Source organism: Morganella sp. Je.2.23 (genome assembly GCF_051129855.1).
In the GTDB taxonomy this organism is placed as follows: Bacteria; Pseudomonadota; Gammaproteobacteria; order Enterobacterales; family Enterobacteriaceae; genus Morganella; species Morganella sibonii.
Window position 1 is genome coordinate 1,418,511 of sequence record NZ_JBCPSQ010000001.1, and the last position, 21,772, is coordinate 1,440,282.

Annotated in this window: 21 protein-coding genes; 5 read left to right on the forward strand and 16 right to left on the reverse strand. The window is 51.3% G+C overall.

Going from position 1 to position 21,772, the window contains the following annotated elements; genetic code table 11:
• Positions 1-101: 101 nt before the first annotated feature.
• Genes AAZR23_RS06840 through AAZR23_RS06855 form a run of 4 tightly spaced genes read left to right on the forward strand, consistent with a single transcriptional unit; the run spans position 102 to position 3,784 of the window.
• A complete protein-coding gene (locus tag AAZR23_RS06840; RefSeq protein WP_182106895.1) occupies positions 102-1,169 on the forward strand; it encodes a hemin-degrading factor in 1,068 nt (355 codons plus the stop codon).
• Positions 1,166-1,993, forward strand: coding sequence for a heme/hemin ABC transporter substrate-binding protein (locus AAZR23_RS06845; protein ID WP_218426194.1), 828 nt, complete (start codon positions 1,166-1,168; stop codon positions 1,991-1,993). Before AAZR23_RS06840 ends, AAZR23_RS06845 begins: the two co-directional genes overlap by 4 nt.
• A complete protein-coding gene (locus tag AAZR23_RS06850) occupies positions 1,990-2,982 on the forward strand; it encodes a FecCD family ABC transporter permease (protein WP_434691446.1) in 993 nt (330 codons plus the stop codon). Before AAZR23_RS06845 ends, AAZR23_RS06850 begins: the two co-directional genes overlap by 4 nt.
• A gap of 10 nt (positions 2,983-2,992) precedes the next feature.
• Positions 2,993-3,784 (forward strand): heme ABC transporter ATP-binding protein, encoded by a 792-nt coding sequence (locus AAZR23_RS06855; RefSeq protein ID WP_434692418.1) that lies wholly within the window; start codon positions 2,993-2,995, stop codon positions 3,782-3,784.
• Here the strand turns inward: AAZR23_RS06855 and AAZR23_RS06860 are convergent.
• Positions 3,781-4,407, reverse strand: coding sequence for a hypothetical protein (locus AAZR23_RS06860; RefSeq protein ID WP_243846823.1), 627 nt, complete (start codon positions 4,405-4,407; stop codon positions 3,781-3,783). The two genes, AAZR23_RS06855 and AAZR23_RS06860, sit on opposite strands and share 4 nt — an antisense overlap.
• Before the next feature lie 241 nt (positions 4,408-4,648).
• Between AAZR23_RS06860 and AAZR23_RS06865 the strand changes: the two genes are divergently transcribed.
• A complete protein-coding gene (locus AAZR23_RS06865; protein ID WP_434691449.1) occupies positions 4,649-5,017 on the forward strand; it encodes a helix-turn-helix domain-containing protein in 369 nt (122 codons plus the stop codon).
• A gap of 51 nt (positions 5,018-5,068) precedes the next feature.
• On the opposite strand, the gene AAZR23_RS06870 is transcribed toward AAZR23_RS06865, so the two are convergent.
• The 15 genes from AAZR23_RS06870 to pheS form a co-directional block, all read right to left on the reverse strand.
• Positions 5,069-6,085, reverse strand: coding sequence for a lipoate--protein ligase A (locus AAZR23_RS06870; RefSeq protein ID WP_434691452.1), 1,017 nt, complete (start codon positions 6,083-6,085; stop codon positions 5,069-5,071).
• 56 nt (positions 6,086-6,141) lie between these two features.
• Entirely contained in the window at positions 6,142-6,627 is a 486-nt protein-coding gene (locus tag AAZR23_RS06875; RefSeq protein ID WP_052926832.1) for a C40 family peptidase, read from the reverse strand.
• 91 nt (positions 6,628-6,718) lie between these two features.
• Positions 6,719-8,416 (reverse strand): lipid IV(A) 4-amino-4-deoxy-L-arabinosyltransferase, encoded by a 1,698-nt coding sequence (arnT, locus tag AAZR23_RS06880; RefSeq protein ID WP_434691453.1) that lies wholly within the window; start codon positions 8,414-8,416, stop codon positions 6,719-6,721.
• 195 nt (positions 8,417-8,611) lie between these two features.
• On the reverse strand, positions 8,612-9,007 hold the full coding sequence (gene arnF, locus AAZR23_RS06885) for a 4-amino-4-deoxy-L-arabinose-phosphoundecaprenol flippase subunit ArnF (protein WP_434692421.1): 396 nt from the start codon (positions 9,005-9,007) through the stop codon (positions 8,612-8,614).
• Positions 9,004-9,354: a 4-amino-4-deoxy-L-arabinose-phosphoundecaprenol flippase subunit ArnE gene (arnE, locus tag AAZR23_RS06890; protein ID WP_166708027.1), complete on the reverse strand. Its 351-nt coding sequence runs from the start codon at positions 9,352-9,354 to the stop codon at positions 9,004-9,006. The genes arnF and arnE overlap by 4 nt, the downstream gene beginning before the upstream one ends.
• Before the next feature lie 6 nt (positions 9,355-9,360).
• Positions 9,361-11,022, reverse strand: a complete 1,662-nt coding sequence (gene arnT / locus AAZR23_RS06895; RefSeq protein ID WP_166708029.1) for a lipid IV(A) 4-amino-4-deoxy-L-arabinosyltransferase — start codon at positions 11,020-11,022, stop codon at positions 9,361-9,363.
• Positions 11,023-11,028: 6 nt separating this feature from the next.
• A complete protein-coding gene (gene arnD, locus AAZR23_RS06900; protein ID WP_107679755.1) occupies positions 11,029-11,922 on the reverse strand; it encodes a 4-deoxy-4-formamido-L-arabinose-phosphoundecaprenol deformylase in 894 nt (297 codons plus the stop codon).
• Complete coding sequence (arnA, locus tag AAZR23_RS06905; protein ID WP_283623806.1) at positions 11,922-13,907, reverse strand: bifunctional UDP-4-amino-4-deoxy-L-arabinose formyltransferase/UDP-glucuronic acid oxidase ArnA; 1,986 nt, start codon at positions 13,905-13,907, stop codon at positions 11,922-11,924. Before arnA ends, arnD begins: the two co-directional genes overlap by 1 nt.
• The gene (gene arnC / locus AAZR23_RS06910; protein ID WP_434691457.1) at positions 13,907-14,896 is read right to left on the reverse strand and encodes an undecaprenyl-phosphate 4-deoxy-4-formamido-L-arabinose transferase; all 990 of its coding nucleotides are present in this window, start codon (positions 14,894-14,896) and stop codon (positions 13,907-13,909) included. The genes arnA and arnC overlap by 1 nt, the downstream gene beginning before the upstream one ends.
• Entirely contained in the window at positions 14,897-16,042 is a 1,146-nt protein-coding gene (arnB, locus tag AAZR23_RS06915) for a UDP-4-amino-4-deoxy-L-arabinose aminotransferase (RefSeq protein WP_434691460.1), read from the reverse strand.
• Between the two features lie 143 nt (positions 16,043-16,185).
• Positions 16,186-16,959, reverse strand: a complete 774-nt coding sequence (locus tag AAZR23_RS06920) for a vitamin B12 ABC transporter ATP-binding protein BtuD (RefSeq protein WP_434691463.1) — start codon at positions 16,957-16,959, stop codon at positions 16,186-16,188.
• Positions 16,959-17,969 carry a vitamin B12 ABC transporter permease BtuC gene (gene btuC / locus AAZR23_RS06925; RefSeq protein ID WP_072125171.1) on the reverse strand — a complete coding sequence of 337 codons (1,011 nt, stop codon included), beginning with the start codon at positions 17,967-17,969 and terminating at the stop codon, positions 16,959-16,961. The genes AAZR23_RS06920 and btuC overlap by 1 nt, the downstream gene beginning before the upstream one ends.
• 111 nt (positions 17,970-18,080) lie before the next feature.
• Positions 18,081-18,377: an integration host factor subunit alpha gene (ihfA, locus tag AAZR23_RS06930; protein ID WP_004235369.1), complete on the reverse strand. Its 297-nt coding sequence runs from the start codon at positions 18,375-18,377 to the stop codon at positions 18,081-18,083.
• 4 nt (positions 18,378-18,381) lie between these two features.
• The gene (pheT, locus tag AAZR23_RS06935) at positions 18,382-20,769 is read right to left on the reverse strand and encodes a phenylalanine--tRNA ligase subunit beta (RefSeq protein ID WP_434691468.1); all 2,388 of its coding nucleotides are present in this window, start codon (positions 20,767-20,769) and stop codon (positions 18,382-18,384) included.
• A 14-nt stretch (positions 20,770-20,783) separates the two neighbouring features.
• The gene (gene pheS / locus AAZR23_RS06940) at positions 20,784-21,767 is read right to left on the reverse strand and encodes a phenylalanine--tRNA ligase subunit alpha (protein WP_052926825.1); all 984 of its coding nucleotides are present in this window, start codon (positions 21,765-21,767) and stop codon (positions 20,784-20,786) included.
• Between the last annotated feature and the right edge of the window lie 5 nt (positions 21,768-21,772).

The following is a 21,772-nucleotide window of genomic DNA, read 5'->3' on the forward strand; positions in this document are numbered from 1 at the left end:
GGCCAGCCACCTGCATCCTTAAGGCAGCCAGCTTACTTTTTGACATTGATTATCCGGTCTGCGCCGGTCCGGCGCCGATCACAAAAAAGTAAGGATCTGCCATGCACAATGAAACACTTTCCCGCTATCTCGCCCTGAAAGAACAGGGACATCTTATTCATGCCCGTGATATTGCTGCAGCCATGGCAATATCCGAGGCGGAACTGGCACACTGCCGGGCCGGTTATGATGCCTGCCGTCTTACACCGGATATCCCTGCTATTTTTCGTGTACTGGCCACCGCAGGGGAACTCAGAGGTATCACCCGTAATGATCATGCTGTTCATGAACATTCCGGTACCTATGATAATGCGGAATTCGGGGAACACGCCTGCCTGCTGCTGAACCCGTACGGGCTGGATTTACGCTTCTTCCTGTCGCAGTGGCAGACAGTATTTGCATTTGCGGAAAATACTCCGCGCGGCCTGCGGCACAGTCTCCAGTTTTTTGATCGCCACGGTGATGCTGTCCACAAGATTTATACTACCGGCAATACAGATATGGGCGTCTGGCACTACCTGACAGCACAGTTTGCCGCATATGATAACCCGCCGGTTATCCCGGAACCGGCTGTCATTCCCGCGCAGGCATCACTGACACCGGAACAGCAGGCCGAATTTACCCGCCACTGGCAGAAAATGACCGATGTTCATCAGTTTTTTGTCCTGCTTAAAAAGTTTAATATCAGCCGCTTACAGGCATTTCGCTGTGTAGATAACACACTGGCACAGCGGGTGGATAACAGTGCGTTATCACGACTGCTGGCACAGTGCACCGAAAAGCAGAATGATATTATGATCTTTGTCGCCAACCGCGGATGTGTGCAGATTTTTACAGGTGCCGTTGCACGGTCGGAGCCGTATATCAGCCCCCGCGACGGACAGCACTGGATCAATATCTTCAATCCGTCGTTCACCCTCCATCTGATCGAATCCGCCATTACGGAATCCTGGATAACCCGTAAACCCACCAAAGACGGTGTTGTTACCAGTCTGGAATTATTTGACAAAAACGGTCAGGCTATCGCGCAATTGTTCGGACAACGCACTGAAGGCCGGCCGGAACAAACCGTCTGGCTCACTCAGGTTAACGCGTTGCTGACAGACAGCAGCGGTGAGGCAGCCGCATGAAAAAATATGTACTGATCCTGTTATTCTGCCTTTGTCCCTCTGCGCTCAGTGCACAGGGCGGCATTATCACTCTCGGCGGTGACGTGACAGAGATTGTCTTTGCACTCGGTGCAGGTGACCGGGTGATTGCCCGCGATACCACCAGCGAACATCCTCCGGCAGTTCAGCAATTACCGGATGTCGGCTATTTGCGGCTGCTGAATGCGGAGGGATTACTGTCACTTCAGCCCGCTATGATCCTCGCCAGTGAACTGGCATATCCCTCTGCTGTATTATCTCAGGTCAGTGCCGCGGGTATTCCTGTTATTACCGTGAGCGCAGCCGCCGGGCTTCCGTCCATAGCCGTAAAGGTCAGGCAGATCGCAGAGGCGCTGGCTTTACAATCCGCGGCAGCCGCACTGACTGATGAAATTAACCGTAAGCTGGATGCCGTACCACAAACACCGCTGGCGGTTAATGTTCTGTTTCTGCTCAGCCACACCGGTACCTCACCACTGGCAGCCGGTACAGATACCGCCGCTGACATGCTTATCCGCAGCGCAGGCGGGCAAAATGCCGCAGCCTCTTTCCGGCGTTACCGCCCGCTTTCCGCAGAAGGCATGATTGCCGCCCGACCTGACTTAGTCGTGATCACCCGCAGCGGCCTGGCCTCCATCGGCAGCACCGATATGCTGTGGCAGTTACCGGGACTGGCTCAGACACCTGCGGGAGAACATCAGCGGGTGCTTGTGGCTGATGATATGGGGTTTCTCGGCTTCGGATTACAGACCCCGGAAACGCTGTACCAGTTACGTAAAGCGATGGAGGCAGCCGCTGTATTATGAGTAATCAACCCGGTTTTCACCTGCGCCACCTGTGCCTCTGTTTTATGCTGATGGTGATGATATTTACCGCCATGAACACCGGCGGATTACCGGTTTCCGTCAGTGCATACCTGCGCGGGGAAATCACGCAGCAGCTCTGGCAAATCTGGTTAACGGTCCGTCTGCCGCGGATTGTGCTGGCCGTTCTGGCGGGCATGGCTCTGGCAACAGCAGGGGTATTATTGCAGGGGCTGTTCCGTAATCCGCTGGCAGACCCCGGCTTACTCGGGATCAGCAGCGGTGCTGCCGTTGCGGTGGCGCTGGGGATTGTCTTTATCGCACCTTATCTGAGCGGTCCGGTCGCACTATACCTGCATATTTTTACCGCATTCAGCGGCGCGCTTTGCGTCAGCGGCCTGATTTTTCTGCTTAACCGCCGCCGTCAGCCACTACTGCGCCTGCTGCTGTGCGGTATTGCCGTCAATGCCATCAGCATGTCCTTTGTCGGTGTACTCAATTATCTGAGTGATGATAAAGAATTACGCCAGTTTTCACTCTGGATGATGGGTAACACCGGGCATATCAGCTGGATGCTGTTACTACCCGCAATCGGACTGGCTCTTCCGGTTTTTTGTGCCGCGTTCCTGCTGTCACGTCCGCTGGATATGATCCAATTGGGAGAAGAAGAAGCACATTATGCAGGGGTCAATGTCCGCCGGATACAACAATATGTACTGCTGGTCAGTGCACTGCTCACCGGCATTGCTGTCGCGCTGTGCGGGATTATCGGTTTTATCGGCCTGGTGATCCCTCACCTGATGCGTATGATTTTCGGCTGGCATCATCGTCTTCTGCTGGTGACATCCGCTCTTGGCGGCGCACTGCTGTTATTGCTCTCTGATACGCTCGCCCGCACACTGGCTGTACCGGCGGAAATTCCGGTCGGGCTGCTGACCGGATTACTCGGTGCACCTTATTTTCTCTGGCTGGTTTTCTCTGTGAAGGAATGATATGTCGCGTATAACCCCGAATACCCTGCCACCCGTTCTGGATGCAGAAAATATCTGTTTCTCCCGCGGCGGACAACCGGTGATCAGTGATATATCCCTGACATTGCACTGCGGAACGGTCACGGCTATCAGCGGCCCGAATGGCGCGGGGAAATCAACACTTCTTCGCTTACTCAGCGGCTATTATCCCTGTGACAGCGGACAGATTCTGCTGCGCGGAAAACCCATATCCTCATGGTCTTCTGAAGCGCTGGCACAGATCAGAGCGGTAATGACACAACAAAGTGTTATCTCAGCCCCTTTCCTGGTCAGGGATATTATCGCACTCGGGGATTTATGCAGTCCGTTTACCCGCCGGGAAACCATTGATGAGGTGATACACCTGACAGCCTGTGAATCATTGCTGGAGAAGCGCTGGTATCAGCTTTCCGGTGGTGAGCAACAGCGGGTTCATCTGGCAAGGGCGCTGATACAACTGACCCCCTGTTTACCGATCCCCCGCCTGTTATTGCTGGATGAACCGACCTCCGCTCTGGATCTTCACCACCAGCAACGCCTGATGCGAATGCTGAAAAAACGGGCAAGCACAACCTCTCTGGCCGTCTGCTGTATTCTGCATGACCTGAATCTCGCCTCTTTATATGCGGATCACATCATAATGCTGGATAACGGACGTGTTATCAGCCGGGGAACACCCGCCGACGTATTACAACAATCCGTACTGACGGAAACCTATCAGGTAAATCTGATAACGCTCCGCCATCCGCTGACCGGCAATAACGCTGTGTTACTTGCGCCTTAATGCTCTTCGCTTTTTGCCGTAACACGTTGTTTGCGGCAAAAAGTGATTGCTGAAAGCAGGCATAACGTATATCCGAGCAACTCACAGCCTTCTTCAGCCAGATTTTTTACCAGCCGGTTAAAATCATCGCCCATCATACCGCGCCATAAAATTCCCATACCAAACAGACGGGAAAATACCAGTACCACCAGCAGACCTGTAACCATCATGCCGTACGACGGATGAGAGACAAAACGGTACAATCCGTTGATTGCAGTCCGCGGATGCAGGAATGCATAAAGGATCGCAGCCAGTGAGACCGGAACGGCAAACCAGAACCACGCTCCGTGAGAAATATAATCAAAAATCTGATCCAATTCCCTGATCAGCATGCTGGCAAAAAAACCGGCAATCAGGAAAAATCCCGCTCTGTCCTCCGGTTCCCGCAACCCTTTGCGGAAAAACAGTACAATCACTGCCAGCAACATCACCTCGGCGACAATTTCGGTCACCGAGTTTTCGCCCAAATCATTCTTAAGAACCAGAATATCGATAAATAACAGACTGGTACTGGCAGCCATGATCAGCGCCAGCATAAAAAAACGTCCCATTGCCCCGAAAAGAAACCGAAATTGCTGTGACATAAGTATCCTGAATTATATTTGTAATCGGCAGATTCTATCGATTATGAATTCATAATTGGTGACATATGGTGCTATCTGCTGGCGATAAAACAATAGGTTTCATCTATTGGTCTGATAATGATTCTCAATCATGAAAGGCACGATTTGCCTACACAATTCTTGGAAAATTCATAAAATACGGTTAATAACATATGTGATTATTAGAATTTATAGATTGTAAGCCCGATATTGGGAGGTGAACATGTCAGAAAGTGTAGTTAACGATATTATCAAATGGCTGGAAACCCAGTTACAGCGCAATGAAGGGATCAAGATTGATACGATTGCGGATAAGAGCGGTTATTCAAAATGGCATCTCCAGCGTATTTTCAAAGATATTAAGGGATGTACATTAGGTGAGTATGTCCGTAAGCGCCGCCTGCTGGAAGCAGCGAAGTCTCTGCGCGATAACGATATGTCTATTCTGGACATCGCGTTACAGTATGGTTTCAGCTCACAGGCAACATTTACCCGTATCTTTAAAAAACATTTCAACACCACTCCGGCAAAATTCCGTGACCACGGCCAGCTGCCGGAATCCCGCTGTTTTATGGAATGTGGTTCACACTAAGAATCTGAAAAGTATCCCCGTCTGCCACAAACGCCGGACGGGGATATTTTTTTATTTAAGTTCTGTTACCAGCCAATCCCGCAACTGCATCAGCTCGCTGTGCATATCCGGATAACCGGCAATCAGGCCGGAGAAGACAGCCTTCACCGCATCAGCACTGTATTGCTGACCTGTCAGTAACTGTGCCAGTCGTTCCAGCGGTGCCGGGTCGAGACTGTCAGTAAAAATCTGTGCCCGGCTGATAATGCCCCGCTCCACATCGAAATGCAGCTCAATACCTCCCCACTTAAAACGGGTATCCAGCAGATGACTGAAAGCCGGTGCATTACCAAAATTCCAGTCCCAGCTGCTTTGTCTGGCAAATGTCTCTGCAAATCCGGGTAAATCGGGAAGTGAATCCGGCGAAATCCGTTCTTCCTGTACCGTCTCGCCGTAATAATCAAAGAATGCGGCTTTAATCGATTCGCAGACCTGCTCATGGTCAATTCCCGGCACAATTTCCGCCAGATTAGTGACCCGTGAACGGACAGAAGTGATCCCTTTGGCCTGCAGTTTTTTCGGGTCCGGGTTGAGGTAATCCGCCAGGCGGCTCAGGTCAGCATTAATTAACACAGTGCCGTGGTGGAAACCGCGATCTTTGGTTTCACGATACGCCGAACCGGAAATTTTCCGCTCACCGTCTTCACTGTTGACCACCAGATCATTACGGCCGGATGCCGACACCGAAATCCCGAGCCGGGATAACCCGTCAAGAATAATATTGGTCGAAACCGTTTTATCATATTCCGGCTTTCCGGCCATAAAGGTGAAATTTGTATTTCCCATATCATGGAATACCGCCCCGCCACCGCTGCTGCGCCGGGCTAATTTAATATGATCGGATTCCATTTTGCGGGTATTGCATTCCTTCCACGGGTTTTGTGCCCGTCCGATAACGACAGTGTCATTATTACGCCATAAAAATAACACGCGCTGGTCAGCGGGCATCTGACGGAAAATACACTCTTCAACGGCAAGGTTGAACCACGGATCGCAGGAATCAGAAATAAAAAGACGAAGTGACGACATAGTGTTCCCCGGAAAAAATAGGCTGCCGTTAAGATAGCATACTTATCCGGGTAATTTTAAAGCCTGCGCGCCTGCCAGAAGACTTTTTTCCAGTAAACGTTATCAAGGCTGGAACGCATCACGCCCTTACTGGTCGAGGCGTGAATAAAGGCGCGGTCAGAATCATAAATACCGACATGTAACCCGTTTTCGCCACCGCCGGTTTTAAAAAATACCAGGTCGCCGGGTTGTAAATCTTCAGCATCAATCCGGGTACCGTATGTTGTCTGAGCTTTGGTGGTGCGCGGGAGTGAAATCGCAAAGCGGTCGTTAAAAGTCCGGTAGACAAAACCGGAACAATCGATGCCGTTTATATCCATTCCGCCATAATGATAAGGCGTACCGTACCATTGCGATAATTGTTCCCGCAATTGGGCGATAACCATAATCGGATCTGATAATTCCGTTTTGATCGGAGGTGCATGATATTTACGCGGTGTCGATGAACAGCCGACAACGGCTAATACACAAATAAAAAGCAGAGAGCGGAATATCATTTTCATTGTATTATCCCCGGTACAGCTGACCTTCAACCCGCATTACTGTATTAATATCTGCGGGTGAAAGTCAATATTTGACGTATTTTACCGGGTATTACGGCATTTTCCGGTAATAAAGTAATGTCAGATTATCGTCAGTGATAAATTCATCCGCCGGAGAAACATCATTTTCATCCACCCCGTGACGGTCACGCAGGATCAGCGCGACATTACCGGTTTTACGGGCATTTTCCAGCCAGGATTCAAAATTCTCATGGCTGATAAACTTTGATTTGGTATCCGGATATAAATCACTCAGCCCGTATTTCAGCTCTCCCGGACGATCAAACATATAAATATCACTGCGCTGTAATTCCCAGGCCGCTGATGTCCCGACACCAACGCTGTTGACCAGGATATAACGCGCATCCTTCAGCAGTGCGATATTATTCTGAATAAAAATCTGCGGTAAATTTGCCCGTTCCGTCCGGCCCGGTAACAGCGAACTGACCGACAGGCTGATAGCAACAGTACAAAATGCCGCCAGCAGCCAGTAGCGGCAGCCTTTTATCAGAGTAACCACCGACACCGCAATCCAGAACAAAAAAATCGCAATAGCGCCGGTGAATTTACCCCGTTCAGCGGCAGAATAAACCAGGGTATTTTCCAGATTGTTGATCACCAGGAGCGCAATGACCGCGCAACAGCCGAAAATAATATTAATCACCGCATTCAGTTTAAATACGGTAACAGCCTGTTTCTTTATCAAAGTATGAATATAAGCCGCCATCAGAATAGTCAGCGGCGCAATGACCGGCAGAATATAGGTCAGTAATTTCCCTTTGGCGATACTGAAAAATAAAAACGGCAATACGGTCCAGCACAGCAGGAAAAACAGCGGTTTATCTTCCCGGCGCTGCTGCCAGCCCTGTTTTAATGCCCCGAATAAAAAACCGCTCCAGGGTAATACACCGGCAAACAAAATCGGGATGAAAAACCAGAACGGAGAGAGATTTTGCGCCTCTTTACTCATAAAGCGCTGTAAATGCTCAACCACCACAAAATAACGCCAGAAATCCGGCTCGGCATGATACACCGCAATTGCCCACGGCAGTGTGATAAGCCCGGCCGCCGTAATTCCCGCCCAGCAATAACAGAGCATTATTTTTAAACGGCGGTAGAAAATATGTACCGGGATCAGCGCAATAACCGGTAATACCAGAGCCAGAAAACCTTTTGTCATCAGCGCCATACCACAGGCCAGCCCGAAAGCAACCCAGTACCCCAGCAACGCACCGCGCGTCTGCGCTGTTGTCAGCCCGTAACTGAGATAAATCACCAGTGTGATCCACATCGTCAGAATCGGGTCCAGCGTGCTGTATGTGCCGAGCGCCAGTACCAGTAACATACTGGCATACAGGAACGCAGCAGTGCGGGCAATCACCTTTTCGTCCCACATTTTCATGGCCAGCCGGTAAACCAGCAATGTACTGACCATGGTTGAGAAAAGAACACCAAAACGGACAGCGAACTGAGTATGCCCGAACAGCATCTGACTGATATTATTCACCCAGTAACCCGCCACCGGCTTTTCAAAATAGCGGATATCCAGCAGGTGAGGTACAACCCAGTTACCATCAGCCAGCATTTCCCGGCTGATTTCAGCATAGCGGGTTTCATCGGGCTGCCATAATGCCCGGAATTCCAGAGGTAAAAAATAGGTTACTGCAATAAACAGCAGGAATAATACAGTCCACATTGCAGCTGACGGATACGCCACATTAAACACGGACTTACGGCTGGTAATGTCCAATACCACCTCCGGACAAAGATACGATCTGATAACAATAAGGTAATCATCTCTGTTACCTCCATTAAGACCCGGGTACGGGAAAATAATTCACGGTGTAACAGGATATTTTGTTTATACAACAAAGAAAAAACGGAGGGATTAATACAGGCTTAACCGTTTAATGACGGCTTAATAAAACACTAAGCCGTATTATGATTATACGGCGGGTTTTTCTTTACTGTGGATCAGACGCACACCAAACAGAATAAAAATAATACCGATACTTTTGATCAGCGAGACACCTTCATTAAACCAGGGCAGGAATGCCGCCAGCAGATAGACAAACACATAACTCAGGCTGATAAGCGGATAGGCTTTATTGAGCGGCAAATCCCGCAGTGCAAACAGCCAGCACACCATCGACATGACATACCCGGCCAATCCGGCGAACACGATAGCAAACGGCTGCCATTGCGATAACAGAAGGCTGATATCCAGCCACTGTGAACTCAGCGCAATATCCGGTAACTGCGTCACACCCAGTTTCAGCAGCAATTGTGCTGCGGTAACAAACAGTACACTGCCGAGTACCCAGAGATATCCGCGCATCAGTGTCCGGCTCCCATCAGAATCACGCCGGTGACAATCGCAGCCACACCGCACCAGTGTTTACGGGTCACCCGCTCACCATACAAAAACTGAGCCACCAGCGTAACCACCACAAAATTGATACTCAGCATAGGATAAGCAATATTCAGCGGCATCACCTGCAATAATTTCAGCCACAGCAGCATCCCCAGGCCAAGCAGAAATACCGCCAGTGCCAGCCAGTACAGCCCCTTGCGCTTCGCATTTTCCTGCGCGGCCTGCCAGACATCCACTGCCTGTTTTTGGCAGATCTGGCCGCCGCAGGTGAGAAAACTCACAATAATCAGTAAAACGATTTGCCCGAACACCATCACACCTTATGGCTGTTTATCGTAGATATAGAGCGTCATCCGGCTGTTTTCGGTGCGCTTGTCTGCCGGCGGCAGTTTGGCATCGTAGGTATCATTTTTATCTGTTACCAGCAGTGCGACCTGCCCCTTTTTACGGGTTTCCGCCAGCCATTCTGCGAAATTTGCATCCTTCAGAAGGCGGTATTCACTGTCCGGATATTTCAGACCGTAAGTCAGCTCACCGGAATTATTCAGCAGGTAAATGTCTCCGCGTTTCAGTTCCCACGCCAGCCCGGCGCCGATACCGACGCTGTTACTGACAATAAACGGGCTCTTTTCCAGATCGGCCATATTCTGGCGGATAAAGAGCTGCGGCAGTTTTGAGTCCACTGAGCGATCCGGCACCGCACTGCCGAAGATCAAACTGACTACCAGCGAGCAGGAAGCTGCCCACAGCCAGTGTTTTGCTTTCAGCAGATAACAGAGATAGCCGATGATGCCCCAGATAGTAAAGGCGACAATACCCAGTACCACTTTGGACCATTCATCCGGCTGATAAATCGGTTTTTTGACCAGATAACTGGCCACGATCAATCCGGCGACAGCGACAGCACCAAAAGCCAGATTCAGAATACCGTTCGCCTGTAACGCCCGCATCCGGTGTTTGCGGACGCAGTCAACGCCGTATTTGGCGATCATTACCGCCAGAGGCGCCATCAGCGGCAGCATGTATGTCGGCAGTTTGCCTTTGGCAATACTGAACAGCAGGAACGGGGCAACAAACCAGCAGAACAGGAAGAACATCGGCGGATTATTACGCCGCTCTTTCCAGCCTTTGGACAATGCTCCCGGCAGCAGCGCCAGCCACGGCAGACAGCCGAGCAGGATCACCGGAATGTAATACCAGACCGGCGAGGCGTGCTGGGCATCTTCACCGGAGAAACGCTGGAAATGCTCCACCACAATAAAATAGCGCCAGTAATCCGGCTCCTGCTGATGTACCGCTATCGCCCACGGCAGGCTGATCAGTACAGCACAGATCACGGCCAGCGGCCCGAACTTCAGTAATTCAGTGAAACGCCGCTGGTACAGCATGACCGGCAGCATCGCCACCACCGGAATAGCCAGTGCGAGAAAGCCTTTGGTCATAAATCCCATACCGCAGGACAAACCCAGCAGGCACCAGGAGGTTATCCTGGTTTTCAGATTTTCAGCTTTCAGTGCTCTGAAGCTGAAAGCCATCGAGGCCACCACCCACATAGCAAACATCGGGTCAAGCACACTGTATGTGCCGACACTGAATACCAGAAACATGGAGATAAAGACCAGCGACGCAACAAACGCAGTATGGCGGTTGCGCCACATCAGCAGGGTCATCCAGTAAACCAGCAGTGTGCTGATAAGGACACTGAATACGGAGCCGGCACGGACAGCAAAATTGGTATGACCGAAGACCAGCTGGCTGATGTTATTCACCCAGTAACCGGCCACCGGTTTTTCAAAATAACGCAGATCGAGTAATTTGGGGACAACCCAGTCACCCTGTGTCACCATTTCACGGCTGATTTCCGCATACCGGGTTTCATCCGGATGCCAGAGCAGACGATCATTGATAGGGAAAAGGTAAGTTAACACGAAAAAAAGAGCCAGCAGAAAGGCTCCGATTTTACTCGCCCGGTTATTCAGCATGCAATGCTATCCCTCTTGTTGGCAGCCCAGCCAGCCTTCCCGGCCGGGGAAATCCCCCCGGACCACTTTGCCTGTCGGTAATGTTGATAAATCAGACGGCAGCAGTTCACTGAGCGGACAAAAGCGGAAATCCTCATTTTTAATCCGTTCCAGTAATGCTTCAAACTGCGCGGCTTTGGACATCCCTTCCACTTCTGTGTGGATAGTATAGACCGGCACGCCCTGATCCCGTCTGATGGCATCGAGGATAAAGTCATTAAAATCCGCATCAGCCACCTGCGGCCCAACCACTTCATCATAGGTCGGCAGTGTAACAGGAATCTGCACGGTTCCGGTAGTCCCGTCTGCAAGAAGCGGACGAAACGGATGCGTCCCCCGGCAATCGCTGTTATATGCAAAACCAAATGCCTGCTTGGCTTCAATCACCCGCTCATCCGCACGCCAGCCCGCAACAGCGGAGCACTGCACCGGCTGTCCGGTCGCCTGTGATAACGCATCTGTACCCAGGCGGATCTGTTCGGTGATTTGTTCCGGTGTCCAGCGGCCGATTTTTGCCTGCCAGCCCTGATGATCCCAGGCGTGCAAACCAACCTCATGACCGGCATCCAGCGTCTGCTTCATCAGATACCCCAGGTCACGGGCAATTTTCTTACCCGGCCATGCCGTACCGGCCAGCAGAATATCAAGGCCATACAATGAAGCCGCATTGGAGCGCAGCATTTTCCACAGAAACTTAGGACGCAAAAGGCGCCACAAGTGACGCCCCATATTATCCGGCCCGACGCTGAAGAAAAAACTGGCTTTAATATCGTGCTGCGCAAATACCTTCAGTAACTGCGGCACACCTTCCAATGTGCCGCGGTAGGTATCCACGTCAACCCGCAGGCCGACATTTCTCATTACTCGTCATTCCTCAGCTCTTCAACCGCACCGCGCAGGAAGAAATCGAGTGTTTCTTCCACAGTCTGGCGGGTGTCGATAGTCGGTTTCCAGTCCAGTAAACGCTCCGCGTTTTTAATGCTTGGTTTACGGTGTTCCACATCCTGGTAACCTTTACCGTAATAGGTGCTGCTTTCGATTTTACGGAAGCCGGCAAACGGCGGGAAGTTGTCTCGCAGCGGATGTTTTTCGAAGCAATCGAGCAGCATTTCTGCCAGTTCGCGGATACTCGCTTCGTTCACCGGGTTACCGATGTTGATAATCTGACCGTCACATTTACCGTCACGGTTTTCAATGATACGGAACAGGGCTTCGATACCGTCATGGATATCAGTGAAGCAGCGTTTCTGCTCACCACCGTCAACCAGTTTGATTGGTGACCCTTCCACCAGGTTCAGGATCAGCTGTGTGATAGCACGGGAGCTGCCGATGCGCGCAGAATTCAGGCTGTCCAGACGCGGTCCCATCCAGTTGAACGGACGGAACAGTGTGAATTTCAGACCTTCTTTCGCACCGTATGCCCAGATAACCCGGTCAAGCAGCTGTTTGGAAACAGAGTAGATCCAGCGCTGTTTATTGATTGGGCCGACAATCAGGCGTGAATTGTCTTCGTCGAACTCTTTGTCATCACACATGCCGTACACTTCAGAGGTGGACGGGAAGATGATCCGTTTGTTGTATTTCGCACAGTAACGGACGATTTTCAGGTTTTCTTCGAAGTCCAGCTCGAACACACGCAGCGGGTTACGGGTGTATTCGATTGGCGTGGCGATTGCCACCAGCGGCAGAATGACATCACATTTTTTGATGTGATACTCAATCCACTCGGTGTGGATGCTGACATCCCCTTCGATAAAGTGGAAACGCTCATCACCGATGAAACGGTCAATCGCGGAAGAGCTGATATCCATACCGTAGATATCATAGTTGCCGTCTTCCAGCAGACGCTCAGTCAGATGGTTACCGATAAAACCGTTCACACCCAGGATCAGAACACGCTTACGGCGGGCAACCTGAGCAGTGGCTTTCGGTCCGACGCGGACATCGGTCACAATGCCCATTTCCGCTGCCAGACGGGTACCCTGCACATACAGGCCGGATTCGCCCTGACCGCTGATCACTTCCAGCGCGCCGTTTCCGCAGGCAATCACCAGCGGCTCGGCAGAAATAACGGTTCCCGGACGCTTGCCTTTGTTGTCGGTCAGCACGCGGCTGCGCCAGATGATCATTTTGCGCTCACCCAGGAAGGTAAATGCACCCGGATACGGTTCAGTCACTGCACGGACCAGGTTGTGGATCTGTGCCGCAGGCTGGTTCCAGTCAATCAGGCCATCTTCCGCACAACGGCGGCCGAAATACGTTGCCTGAGATTCATCCTGCGCGGTGGTTTTGTATGTACCGGCTTCAATCAGCGGTAATGTTTTATTCAGCAGGATTTCTGCCGCTTCACGGACTTTACCGTGAACAATCAGAGAAGTGTCATCCGCACCGATAGTGACTTTTTCCTGCGCAACGATATCACCGGCATCCGCTTTGGCGACCATTTTGTGCAGAGTGACACCGGTTTCGGTTTCACCGTTAAGAACAGCCCAGTTGATTGGCGCGCGGCCACGGTATTTCGGCAGCAGAGAACCGTGCAGGTTGAATGCGCCTTTCGGTGCCAGCGCCAGAATGTCTTCGCTCAGCATATCGCGGTAATAGAAAGAGAAAATAACATCCGGTTTCAGCTCACGGATGCGATCCACCCACAGCGGGTGGTTAACGTTTTCAGGGGCATAAACCGGCAGTTCCATGTCCGCGCTGACGCGGGCTACCGATGAAAAGAAATGGTTTTCACCCGGGTCGTCCGTATGGGTAAAGACGGCCTGAATATCAAAGCCCGCTTGTTTCAGGGCCTTCAATCCGACACAACCAATATCATGGTAGGCAAATACGATTGCTTTCATTAGTTTTTTTCCTGATTTTCAGTTTCACTGGTCTCTTTCGCCTGAGCGCCGACCACTTTTTGAATAAAATACCGGGGACGTGCACGAACATCGTTATAAATCCGCCCGATATATTCCCCGAGCAGACCCATTGCCACGAATTGTGCGCCGATAAACATGAATAAGATAGCGAACAGGGTAAACACCCCTTCTGCTGCCCACAGCGCGCCGAAGGCCACGCGCAGGATAATCAGTAACAGCGCCAGCAGGAAACCGGACGCGGCTATGATACTGCCGACGATGCTTAACAGGCGCAGCGGTGCGGTCGTCAGGCAGGTCAGCAGGTCATACATCAGATTGATCAGTTTAAGGAAACTGTATTTTGAGTCGCCGAATTCACGCTCTGCGTGTTTAACATCAATTTCAATCGTTTTACGGGCAAACGTGTTCGCCAGAATCGGGATAAATGTACTGCGCTCATGGCACTGTAACATGGCATCAATGATATGACGGCGATAGGCGCGCAGCATGCAGCCGTAATCACCCATGGCACTGCCGGTTGCGGCGATGATCATTTTGTTGATCATTTTTGAGGCCGTTTTACGGAACCAGGAGTCCTGACGGTTTGCACGGCGTGTGCCGACCACGTCATAACCCTCTTCCGCTTTCTCAACCAGGCGCGGAATTTCTTCCGGCGGATTCTGTAAATCCGCATCCATGGTGATCACCAGGTCACCGTCCGCCTGTCTGAATCCGGCCATAATCGCAGAGTGCTGGCCGTAGTTACGGTTCAGCAGAACAGCAACCACATGGTTTTCCGGAATTTTCGCCGCCTGTGTCAGCATTTCCGCTGAACGGTCGCGGCTGCCGTCATCCACCAGTACAATTTCATAGGCTTGTTTCAGTGACTGACAGGATTTGATTGTACGTTCCAGCAACTGAGGCAGGCTTTCTTCCTCGTTGTATACCGGAATCACGACTGAGACTTTTTTAATTTCGTTAAATGACACTTATTTCTGCTCCGCAAGAATAGCTTTGATTGCGTCTGTCACACGGGTCACATCACTGTCTTTCATATCCGGGAAGAACGGCAGCGAACATAATGTCGCGGTGTTCCACTCCGAGTCCGGCAGTGATAATGACGGGTACCGTTCCCGGTAATATTTCTGGGTATGCGCTGCACGGAAATGCAGGCCCGTCCCGATACTGACCGCTTTTAACTGCTCCATAAAGGTATCGCGATCGATGCCGCAGACTGCTTTATCCACACGGATCATCAGCAGATGATTAGCATGCAGATGCGGGTAATCCGGCACGGATAACAATTTAACCGGCAGTCCGTCCAGGGCTTCGCGGTAAAGCTGTGCCAGGTGTGCACGGCGCGCATTCAGCTCGTCCATCCGGCTCAGTTGCACCACCGCAATCGCCGCATGGATATCTGACAGGTTATATTTAAACCCCGGTTCGACCACTTCAGCCTGCGGCTTACGCCCCTGCATCTGACGATCAAACGCATCCACACCCAGCCCGTGGAATTTAAGACAGCGGATACGCTGTGCAAGTTCATCATCATCTGTGGCAATTAATCCGCCTTCCGCACAGGTGACGTTTTTAATCGCGTGGAAAGAGAAAATCGCCGTACCGCTTTCGCCGATCCATTCATCCCGGTAACGGGTGCCGACGGCATGTGCGGCGTCTTCCAGAAGGAAAACATTATGTTCCTGTGCAATCGCACGTAAAGCAACTAAATCACAGGGGGCTCCGGCATAATGAACCGGAATGATTACTTTGGTTTTCGGTGTAATAGCGGCGCGTACAGCATCCGGCTGAATCATCAGCGTGTCGCGGTCAATATCAATCATCACCGGCACCGCACCAAGCAGCTCAATCATATTGATAGTGGAAACCCAGGTCTGAGAAGGTGTGATCACCTCATCCCCCGGGCCGACACCCAGTGCCATCAGTGCAACATGCATACCCGCGGTTGCTGATGCCAGAGCGATGGCGTGTTTACAGCCGAAACGCTGACAGAAATCCGCTTCCAGTTGCTGATTCTGCGGGCCGGTCGTAATCCAGCCGGAACGCAGTACTTTTTCAACAGCGGCGATTTCTGACTCCCCGATAGCAGGCCGGGAAAACGGAAGAAACTCAAGCATAAATACAACCTAATAAGAATCGGAAGTGATGATTATATCCTGAATTGATTCAATTGACGCTCAACACCAGGGTTTCGTTTAAACAATTCTTAATCTTTACGTCGACTACATAACAACAAATTTATGTGACAGCATAACAAAAATCAGCGGTGATGTTGATGCCAATCTGTTATTTGCCAATGAGTTTCTTGTGCCGGCCTGATACTTTTTATTTCAGACTGAAAAAGTTCGCTCAAAATATCTTCTGTCATAATTACCTGAGTTTCACCGGCCGCAAGTAACTGACCACCTTTAAGCAGCACCACCGCATCGGCGTGCAGATAGCTGTGGTTTAAATCATGACCGCTGGTAATAATCGTACCGCGCTGCTCACAAAACCGGGCTATCCATTTATCCAGCATCGCCTGCTGGGTAATATCCAGATGATTACGCGGCTCATCCAGCAGCAGGTATTTTCCGGATAAATCATCCGTATTCCATAATTGCAGAAATATTGCCGCTATTTTCACCCGCTGCCATTCGCCGCCGGATAATTGCGTCAGCATGCGCGGTAATAACTGCTCCAGCTGAAAATCACCGCACAGCTGATAAATAAGTTGTGTATTTTCCTGCACTGCCGGCATATAGAGTTGCAGATACTGAAAAACCGTCATGACCGGCACACCATCGGTGGTTTGCGTCAGATAAGCACGAAACTGCGCCTGCTGCCGTTTGGGGATCGTTTTTAAATCTGTGCCGCGATAGCAGATTTGCCCGTCATAGCGCACGGCATCCGCCAGTGCCGCCAGCAGAGTGCTCTTACCGGAACCGTTCGGCCCCAGCAGGTGAATCTGCTGTCCGGTAAAAAATTGCAGTGCCTCACAGGACAAACGGCGGCCAACACTGACAGCACTGACATCGAGTAAGCATTTTTCCATCAGCGCCGTCCTCCGTGATGCCTGGTCAGCAGATAAATAAAGGCCGGTGCACCGATAGTCGCGGTCACCACACCAATCGGAATTTCTGCATTCGATAAAATCAGCCGCGAGCATAGATCTGCCAGCAGCAGGCTGACCGCGCCGAATAACGCACAGGCGGGTAATAATGTACGGTGATCAGTAATTCCCATCAGCCTCAGCATATGCGGGATAATCAGCCCGATAAAACTGATAGCCCCGGCCACTGCCACGCTCAGCCCGATCAGTAACCCGACGGCGATAATAAACACATTACGCCAGCGGTGAGCTGATACCCCGAGCTGCTGGGCATTCACCTCTCCCAGCGCGAGATAATTAAGCACCGGTGCCTGCCACAGCAGCCACACAGCCACCACCGCAATGGCCGCCAGCAGCGGACTGAGCCGCCAGTCAGCCCCGGAGAAACTGCCCATCATCCAGTACATCAGCTGGCGTAAATCCAGACTGGTGCTGAAATACACCATCCAGGTCATAAATGCGCCGCAGATAACCCCGAGCGCCACCCCGACCAGTAACAGCTGACTGTTACTCAGCCGCCGGAAATGGGCAAAATAAAGTAAAATCAGCGTCAGCAGTGTCGCCCCGATCACCGCCCCGCCCCCGAGCACCCACAGTGGCGGCATGCCCTTGAAAAACAGAACAATAAAGACAACAAATACCCCCGCGCCGTTGCTCACGCCGAGCAATCCGGGTTCTGCCAGCGGGTTTTCAAAAATAGCCTGCATCACCGCACCGGCCATCGCCAGCCCGGCCCCCACCGCAATCACGGCCAGTACACGCGGAAAACGCAGATCCCAGACAAACAGCTGTGCGGTTTCAGATAACCACTGGTCCGGTAAAATCCACATCTCACCGGCACAGAGTGCAACAGTGATCATGATAAGTAACGTAACGGAAAGAAAAATGATACGCTGTACATCCCGCTTTTTCCGCGTCTGTACCAGCTTTGTGATGGGGTTGTGAATATGCATGAGATCCCTGTCATTATTAAAGACGGGAGGCAGTATACCTGAGTCAGAACGACGTTAATGTCTGACAAACCACAGAAAAGAAAACGACCTCATACGAGGTCGTTTCAGGTCTTACTCTTTCGGTGTCGATTTTTCGACCTTGGCTTTCAGCTTCTGCCCCGGGCGGAAAGTGACAACACGACGGGCTGTGATAGGAATATCTTCACCCGTTTTCGGGTTACGGCCCGGACGCTGATTCTTGTCCCGCAGATCAAAATTTCCGAAACCGGATAATTTTACCTGCTCACCATTCTCAAGAGAACGGCGTACCTCTTCAAAAAACAGTTCAACCAGGTCCTTCGCATCGCGTTTGCTCAGGTCCAGTTTTTCCGACAGATTTTCTGACATTTCAGCTTTAGTAAGCGCCATAGGTTTAGTCCCTCAAGGATGCTTTAAATCGCTGTTGCAACGCGGCAACGCATTTGTTTACGGTTGCTGCAATTTCATCTTCTTCAAGTGTACGCTCTGTATCCTGTAAGGTCAGACTGATCGCCAGACTCTTATAACCCTCAGCAACACCCTTACCACAGTACACGTCAAATAAGTTTATGCCAACTAACTGATTTACGCCAACTTTTTTACATTCATTCAGAATGTCTTCAGCAGCGACGTTTTCCGGCACAACGATGGCGATATCCCGGCGGTTCGCAGGGAAGCGTGAAATTGCTTCAGCTTCAGGAATAATACGGTTTGTCAGTGCGTCCCAGCGGATTTCAAAGACAACCGTACGGCCGTTGAGATCCAGTTTTTTCTCCAGTTCCGGATGAACCACACCGATATAACCAATATGCTCATCTTCCAGATAAATCTCAGCACCTTGTCCCGGATGGAGGGCCGGATTCGTCGTTGCTTTAAACGATACACGATCTAATTTACCAGTCAATTCTAAAATGGCTTCCAGATCACCTTTTAAATCATAAAAATCAACGACCTGTTTTTCCGATGACCAGTGTTCCTCATGACGGTTACCGGCGATAACGCCTGCCAGCATGGTTTCCTGACGGATCCCGAGGTCTGCGGCAGCATCCGGAACAAAGCGTAAACCGGATTCAAACAGGCGGACACGGCTCTGCTGACGGTTCTGGTTGTATACAACAGTACTCAGCAGACCGGTCAGTAATGACAGACGCATGGCTGACATATCCGCAGAAATCGGGTTCGGCAGAATAATCGCGTCCTGACCCGGGTGCAGCAGAGCCTGAATCTTAGGATCGACAAAGCTGTAAGTAATCGCTTCCTGGAAACCACGGTCAACCATCAGTGTTTTCACGCGCTTAAGCGGCAGATGCGCTTCATGGCGGGAGGTCATGATCAGGTCAGCACGCAGCGGAACATCAGGGATATTGTTGTAGCCGTAAATACGGGCCACTTCTTCCACCAGATCTTCTTCGATTTCCATATCAAAACGCCATGACGGTGCAGTCACCTGCCACTGATCCTGTGCGGTTTTCACATCGCAGCCCAGACGGGTCAGGATATCAGTCACCTGTGCATCATCCACATGGTGACCGATCAGACGGTCAAGTTTGTTACGGGTCAGCGTGATAGTTGCCGTTTTTGGTAAATCCGCCTCAGAAACAACTTCAATAATTTCGCCCGGCTCACCACCGCAGATTTCCAGAATCAGGCGCGTGGTACGTTCAGCGGCCATACGCTGTAATTTCGGGTCAACACCACGTTCGAAACGGTGTGAAGCATCGGTATGCAGACCATACTGACGTGCACGGCCGGTGATAGCCAGCGGGTTGAAGAACGCCGTTTCCAGCAGGATATTTTTGGTGGTTTCAGACACACCGGAGTGCTCACCACCGAAAATACCGGCCATGCCCAGCGCGCCGCGGCGATCAGCAATCACCAGAATGTTGTCAGTCAGCGTGACTTCGTTACCGTCCAACAGCGTCAGTTTCTCACCCTGCTCAGCCATACGGACAATCAGTTCACCCTCAAGGGTATCCAGATCGTAGGCATGCTGCGGCTGACCCAGCTCCAGCAGAACGTAGTTAGTGATATCCACGACCGGGTCGATAGAACGGATACCGCCGCGACGCAGTTTTTCCACCATCCACAGCGGCGTTTTTGCTGTCACATCAACGTTTTTAATCACACGACCGGTAAAACGCGGACACGCATGCGGCGCATCAACGCGGATCGGGAACGTCTCCTGATGAACAGCAGCAACCGGTGACATATCCGGTGCCTGATAATCCATTTTATTGATAACAGCCACATCACGGGCCACGCCTCGGATGCTCAGGCAATCCGCACGGTTTGGCGTGATGCTGATTTCAACAGCAGTATCATCCAGTTTCATGTATTCGCGCAGATCAGTACCGATTGGCGCATCTGCCGGTAATTCAATAATACCGCTGTGATCTGCACTGATCCCCAGCTCGGAGAATGAGCAGAGCATCCCTTCAGACGGCTCACCGCGCAGTTTGGCCGCTTTGATTTTGAAATCACCCGGTAAGACCGCTCCAACTGTTGCAACAGCCACACGCAGGCCCTGACGGCAGTTTGGCGCGCCGCAGACGATATCAAGCAGGCGGTCACCGCCGGTATTTACTTTTGTCACCCGCAGTTTATCGGCGTTCGGGTGCTGTCCGCACTCAACCACTTCACCGATAACCACACCGTTAAACTGACCGGCAACGGCTTCTGTACCGTCCACTTCCAGGCCGGCCATGGTAATCTGATCAGATAACGCGTCGCTGCTGACAGCCGGGTTTACCCATTCGCGTAACCAGAGTTCACTGAATTTCATGAGAGTATCCCGCCTTATTTGAATTGCTTGAGGAAACGAAGGTCGTTTTCGAAGAATGCGCGTAAATCGCTCACGCCGTAGCGCAGCATAGTCAGGCGCTCCATTCCCATACCAAAGGCGAAACCGGAGTAAATTTCCGGGTCAATGCCGACATTGCGCAGCACATTCGGGTGAACCATCCCGCAACCCAGCACTTCCAGCCATTTGCCGTTTTTACCCATCACATCCACTTCCGCAGAAGGTTCAGTGAACGGGAAGTAGGACGGACGGAAACGCACCTGCACTTCTTCTTCAAAGAAATGATTCAGGAAATCATGCAGCGTACCTTTAAGATTGGTGAAACTGATATCAGTATCCACAATCAGGCCTTCTGTCTGATGGAACATCGGGGTATGGGTCTGGTCGTAGTCATTACGGTAAACGCGGCCCGGCGCAATAATGCGGATTGGCGGCTGTTTATCTTTCATGGTACGGATCTGCACACCGGAGGTCTGCGTACGCAGCAGACGTTTGGCATCAAACCAGAACGTATCGTGATCAGCACGCGCCGGATGGTGCGCCGGAATATTCAGTGCATCAAAGTTATGATAGTCGTCTTCAATTTCAGGGCCGGATTCAACAGAAAAGCCCAGTTCGCCGAAAAAGGTTTCGATACGCTCAATGGTACGGGTAACCGGATGCAGGCCGCCGTTTTCCATGCGGCGTCCCGGCAGCGAGACATCAATCCGCTCAGCGGACAGACGGGCATTCAGAGCCGCAGATTCCAGGGAATCTTTACGGGCATTCAGTGCTGTCTGAACCTCTTGTTTGGCTTCGTTAATCACTGCACCCGCAGCAGGACGATCTTCCGGCGGCAGATCCCGCAGCGATTGCATCTGTAAGGTTAAATGCCCTTTTTTACCCAGGTATTCAACACGTACCGATTCCAGCGCTGCAACATCCTTTGCCTCTTCGACGGCTGCTTTTGCCTGAGCAACCAGTTCAGCGAGATGTGGCATGTTTT